Source organism: Craterilacuibacter sp., from assembly GCF_051659485.1.
Classification (GTDB): Bacteria; Pseudomonadota; Gammaproteobacteria; order Burkholderiales; family Chromobacteriaceae; genus Craterilacuibacter.
In genome coordinates this window covers 1-4,627 of sequence record NZ_JBOFOO010000023.1, presented here as the reverse complement: position 1 = coordinate 4,627, position 4,627 = coordinate 1, and the positions used below count along the sequence as shown (strand labels likewise).

At 61.7% G+C, this 4,627-nt stretch carries 3 protein-coding genes; all 3 read right to left on the bottom strand.

What is annotated here, in order from left to right:
* Positions 1-159: 159 nt before the first annotated feature.
* The gene (locus tag ACRC1E_RS00720; protein WP_438513193.1) at positions 160-1,890 is read right to left on the bottom strand and encodes an autotransporter assembly complex protein TamA; all 1,731 of its coding nucleotides are present in this window, start codon (positions 1,888-1,890) and stop codon (positions 160-162) included.
* Between the two features lie 136 nt (positions 1,891-2,026).
* A complete protein-coding gene (gene lpdA, locus ACRC1E_RS00715) occupies positions 2,027-3,787 on the bottom strand; it encodes a dihydrolipoyl dehydrogenase (RefSeq protein ID WP_438513192.1) in 1,761 nt (586 codons plus the stop codon).
* 180 nt (positions 3,788-3,967) lie between these two features.
* On the bottom strand, positions 3,968-4,627 hold a 660-nt coding region (locus ACRC1E_RS00710), incomplete at its 5' end, for a 2-oxo acid dehydrogenase subunit E2 (protein ID WP_438513191.1).

The window sequence follows — 4,627 nt, the reverse complement described above, 5'->3', positions numbered from 1 at the left end:
CCGGTGAGCCAGGCCAACGCGCCGGCAAGGGTCAGCAGAATCAGCAAGATGAGCACAAGGATGCGCCGGCCCCAATGCCGCGGCGGCCGGACCGGTTGTTCGCTGCCTTGGCCGTCGCCCGGGCGGGAGTTCTCTTCGCTTGCTGTCATCAGGTATCGTTCAGAAAGGCAGGCCCAGACTCATGGTCCAGCGCCATTTTTGGTCGGTGTCGCCGCGCGCGATATCAAAGGCAATCGGCGCTACCGGACTGAGCCAGCGCACGCCAAAACCGAAACTTCTGGCCAGCTCGAACTGCTTCCAGCTCGCGGCGGCATGACCCATATCGTGGAACAGGCTCACGCGCCAATGCGGCGCCACGGTAAACAGATACTCCAGCGAGCCGGTGGCCATCACCCGCCCGCCTTCGACCGCACCATTGGGGCCGGCCACGCCCAGGCTCTCGTATTCGAAGCCGCGTACGCTATTGACCCCGCCCACGCGAAACAGCAGCGACGACGGCACATTGGCCGTTTGCTGTGCCCAGACTTCGCCTACATCGCCACGTACCAGCCAGGTACCGGCCATCCAGCCGGGCGACCAATACAGCGCGGCACGGGCACGGCCACGCACAAATGCCGTTTCGGACAAGGCACGCCCCAGCGTAGACGACAGCCGCCCGTCCAGGAGATAGCCGTTACGCGGGTCCATGGCATCGTCCAGCTTGCGCTGGGTCCAGCCTAGGGTGGCAAACACCGCCTGATTATTGCGGTCTTCGACCCCGCCTATCGTCTCGCGGTCAAGCACATACTCGACCCCGATGCGGGCCTCGATATCACCGCGCTGGCGCAGCCGCCAGACACCGCCCTCTACCGTGTCACGCTCGACATTCTGTACCGTGCTCTTTTTCAGCGAAACATTACCCGAGTGCGAATAGCCGTCACGCATGCGCGGCAAGGCCAGACCAAAGCTCAGCGAGCTCTCGCTCTGCTTCCAGTTCAGCAACACCGAACCGGTATAGCCGCGCCGGAAAATATTGTAGTGCTCGTAGCCTAGGCGGGTACCCACGCCCTCGTCGCTATCCCAGGTCAGGCCGATTTCGCCCTTCTGACGCGGCACTTCGACCACGCGCACCAGAATAGGCAGCTGCCCGTCCCGAATCTCGTCCAGCAGCGGAATCACCAGCGCCGACGAAAAATGCGGGTCTTCTTCCAGCGAACTCTGGAAAACCGTCAACTGCTCCAGGCTGTAGAGTCCGCCGGGCTGAAAATCGGCCTGCCCCTTGACCACACTCTCGGGATAACGCTGCAGGCCCTCGATGCGGATCTTGCCAAACTCGATGCGCGGCCCGCTGTCGATAACGATGCTCAGCGCAACCTGACCGCTGTCCGGATTCACTTCGGCCCGCGATTCGGCGAGCTTGGCCAGCGGATAGGCGCGCAGCGTCAATAGCCGCACCGCCAGCTTCTTGCCGGCATCCCAGGCGTCCTGATCGAACACCGCCCCTGCCGGCAAGGGCCAGTCTATTTTCAGCCCGGCCTCTACCCGTTCCAGTTCGGATGAGCCTTGCGCCGCACCACGGTAATCGATATTGAGCGTCTCGATACGTACCGGCGCGCCAGGCTCGACCATGATGTCGACTTGGCCGGCGTGCACCCGGCTGACACTGACCCGGGCATTGAAGTAGCCGGCCGTTTCCAGCAGGCGCCTGGCGGCGGCGGGGGTTTCACCCAGCAGGGCCGAGAGCGTGGCCTCGTCCATGTCCGGGTCGCTCGCCAGCGTGACGAGCTCCAGATTGTCGTTCAGCAGGGACTTGAGGGCATCAGGCGCAGCAATATCGACCTTGTAGGTCAATGCCGCCCAGGCCGGGGAGCACAGGCAGGAAAAAACAAAGGCAAAAAGAAGGCGGCGCATAAGCCTATGGTATAGGACACGGGAGGGGTGGGGAATGGGGGCTTGGTCATCCTGCCGTTAAGCGCTCCAAAAGGCGGGAATAGGGAATAGGGAGTTGACTCCCCATTCCCCGCGCCCCATTCCCGCCCTTATCGATTTAGCGCTTCTTCACCGGCGGCAAATCGGTGCAATGGCCTTCGAAGGCTTCGGCAGCCATGCCTATCGATTCACCCAGGGTCGGATGCGGGTGTATGGTCTTGCCGATATCGGCCGGGTCACAGCCCATTTCGATAGCCAGTGCCACTTCACCTATCATGTCGCCGGCGTTGGGGCCGACGATCGCACCACCCACCACCTGATGCGTATCGGCGTCGAAAATCAGCTTGGTAAAGCCGTAGTCGCAGCCGTTGGCAATCGCGCGGCCGGAGGCCGACCACGGGAACTTGCCGACACCGACCTTGATGCCGCGGGCTTTGGCTTCCAGCTCGGTCAGGCCGACCCAAGCCACTTCAGGTTCGGTGTAGGCGACCGACGGAATCACGCGGGCATCGAAATAACGTTTGTGCCCGTTGGCGACTTCGGCGGCCACATGGCCTTCATGCACGCCCTTGTGCGCCAGCATAGGCTGACCGACGATGTCGCCGATGGCGAAAATATGCGGCACATTGGTATGCTGCTGCTTGTCGACTTCGATAAAACCGCGTTCGGTGATGGTAATGCCGGCATTCTCGGCGCCTATCTTCTTGCCGTTCGGGCTGCGTCCCACCGCCACCAGCACCAGATCGTATTTCTGCTCTTCGGCTGGTGCCTGCTCACCTTCGAACTTCACCATCACGCCATCCGGACGGCAGGTCACACCGACGGTACGGGTCTTGAGCATGATTTTGTCGAAGCGGTGCGCATTGCGCTTTTCCCACACCTTGACCAGATCCTTGTCGGCGCCGGCCATCAGGCCATCGGCCATTTCGACCACGTCGATGCGCGAACCCAGCGACGAGTACACCGTCGCCATCTCCAGACCGATAATGCCGCCACCGATCACCAGCATGCGTCCCGGCACCTGACGCAATTCCAGCGCACCGGTCGAGTCGACAATGCGCGGGTCTTCCGGCAGGAACGGCAGTTTCACCGCCTGGCTACCGGCCGCGATAATCGCCTGCTTGAACTTGATCACGCTCTTGCTGCCGGTCGGGTTCTTGCCTTCGCCGGCAGTCAGCTCGACTTCCATATGATGGGGGTCGATAAAACGGCCGTTACCGCGCACCAGCTGGACATTGCGCATCTTGGCCATCACCGCCAGACCGCCGGTCAGCTTGCCGACCACTTTTTCCTTGTGCTTTCTCAGCGCGGACAGGTCGACCTGCGGCGCACCAAAGGCGACACCGGTGTCGGAGAAGTGGCTGGCTTCCTCGATCACGGCCGCGACATGCAATAGCGCCTTGGACGGAATGCAGCCTACGTTCAGGCATACGCCGCCCAGCGTGGCATAACGCTCGACCATCACCACCTTCATGCCCAGATCAGCCGCACGGAAGGCGGCAGAATAGCCGCCCGGCCCGCCGCCCAGCACCAGCATATCGCATTCGATATCGGCGCTGCCGGCATGGCTCGCCGCCGGTGAAGCGGCGGTAGCGGCAGCCGGCGCATCGACTTTGGCAGCCGGCGCTGCGGCCACGCCACTGGCTTCGATCAGTGCAATTACATCGCCTTCGGATACTTTGGCGCCAAGTTTGACCAGCACTTCCCTAACCACACCGGCCTCGCTTGCCGGCACATCCATGGTGGCCTTGTCGGTTTCCAGCGTAATCAGGCTATCGTCGATGGCGACGCTATCGCCAACCTTGACCAAGACGTCGATCACATCCACGCCACCATGCCCGCCGATATCCGGGACTTTCAGTTCGATCATTTGGCTCATGTTTTTCAACTGCGGGATAAGGGAATGGGGAACAGGGAGTCAAATCATTCCGCTGTGCCCGCTTGCCCGTCCCGCTGTCCTTTATCTGGAGTTCGCAATCCGGAACGGAGAGCATCCGGTGAAGGGATGGCTATGCCAGCCCATTCCCCGATCACCCTTCCCCGTTCCCGCCCTTCAAACCTACAGCATCAAGCGACGGATGTCGGCCAGCACCTGCGCCATATAGGCGGTAAAGCGTGCGGCGGAAGCGCCGTCGATCACACGATGATCGTAAGACAGGCTCAAAGGCAGCATCAGGCGCGGCGCGAATTCCTTGCCGTTCCACTTGGGCTTGATCTCGGACTTGGACACGCCAAGGATCGCGACTTCAGGCGCATTGATAATCGGCGTGAATGCGGTGCCACCAATGCCGCCCAAGCTGGAGATGCTGAAGCAGCCGCCCTGCATGTCGGTCGGCAGCAACTTGCCGTCGCGTGCCTTCTTGGCCAGCAGGCCGCTTTCCTGAGCGATCTGGAGCAGACTCTTCTTGTCGGCGTCCTTGATCACCGGCACCACTAGGCCGTTAGGCGTATCGGCGGCAAAACCGATATGGAAGTACTGCTTGAGCACCAGATTGTCGCCATCGAGGCTGGCGTTGAATTCCGGATATTTCTTCAGTGCCGCCACCGCCGCCTTGATCAGGAAAGCCAGTGGCGTGAGCTTGACGCCGTCGGCCTTCAGCTCTTCGCCCATGCCCTTGCGGAAGGCTTCCATCTCGGTGATATCGGCCTCGTCGAACTGGGTCACATGCGGAATCATCGCCCAGTTGCGCGCGAGATTGGCGCCGGACAGTTTCTTGAT